This is a genomic window from Dyadobacter jejuensis (assembly GCF_003149085.1).
In the GTDB taxonomy this organism is placed as follows: Bacteria; Bacteroidota; Bacteroidia; order Cytophagales; family Spirosomataceae; genus Dyadobacter; species Dyadobacter jejuensis.
The window spans coordinates 1-1,239 of sequence record NZ_QGDT01000068.1; the positions used below are offsets into that span (position 1 = coordinate 1).

The following is a 1,239-nucleotide window of genomic DNA, read 5'->3' on the forward strand; positions in this document are numbered from 1 at the left end:
GCCGAAAGGCCCCAGCCCAAAAAGGGCTTCACCGTCACCTTACCCTTCCCGGTGGCCCGTACCCTTCATCAGCAGCTGCAGTATTGTGAGTATGAGGGGACGTTGGTGATGGTTTTGGGGAAGATAGATTTGGGGATTACAAACATTAAAAATGTTCATATTTCCTAATTTGAGCTTTCAGTTCTATAGCTCTTTAGGTATATTTCGAAGCTTCATCGCCTAATATTACTGACAATTAGTAGAAGCAGTCTCCAATAAGATTTGTTATATACATAGGCCGAATACATAGCGATTTAGTAACAATACTGTTTTGGTTTTTCTACACTTTAAATAACTAAGATCTTTATGACTGTCAAGGATATCAGGAAATACATCAACCGACTAAACAATAAAAAGGCTAGTGAAACTATTTTCACAAGACAAATTAGTAAAACGGTTGATTTCGCAAAAGTATGGATACGTCAGCCTAGAGTTACCGATGTCGGTATTAATGATGGAGGTCGTTTTGAATTCTTTTTTATTAAAAATGAATTCAATGAATATGTTGGAGCTGTATATTTCATGCCTAACGACCTTCATTGGTATATTATACCTAAATACCGAAAAAAAGGTTATCTTAGTAACGCACTCGGAGAATCAATCTTACCTTATTTATTTGACAATAAAAATGAAAATATCCGTATCACAATTCAAAGGACAAGCAATGGAAACGGAAACTATTTGAACTCTAAAGGGGTAGCCCTTAGGCTTGGGTTTAAACCAATAAATCAAGAAGAAACCGTATTTGAATTAAATACCAACGACTTTAATTGGGATAAGGAAAACATTATGGAGGTGTATACACAAATAAGTTCTGAAAGGTTTCAAGTTTTAAAGAGTAGAGCATCCTTTGCCCTTAAAACCCTTCAAAAAATCAGTGACGAACTATCGATGACCCTAGATATAGATGATGACGACGATATAAACCAATTAAATAGGATAGCCAATCGTTTTTACTATCGCATTAGTGATTCTGAATCAGACAACTCCGCTACAAAAGATAGAACAAGGTGAGTTTTTAGTAAACCATAACAAGATTTTATATATAGCTTCAAAATTAATCAAAAATGGAAAAAGTTGGAAATATTCCATATATTTGGACATGATCCAATAACCCCATTTTTACTTTATGGAATTCACCATTCCCGTTGAAAAACACGTGTATGCGTTCCTGACTTCTCCTGAGATGCACGGCTCTGA

The 1,239-nt window shown here is 35.4% G+C and carries 1 protein-coding gene; it reads left to right on the top strand.

The features are described from left to right. The first annotated feature begins 345 nt into the window (after positions 1 to 345). Positions 346 to 1,053, top strand: a complete 708-nt coding sequence (locus tag CLV98_RS23285) for a GNAT family N-acetyltransferase (RefSeq protein WP_109678535.1) — start codon at positions 346 to 348, stop codon at positions 1,051 to 1,053. The last annotated feature ends 186 nt before the right edge of the window (positions 1,054 to 1,239 follow it).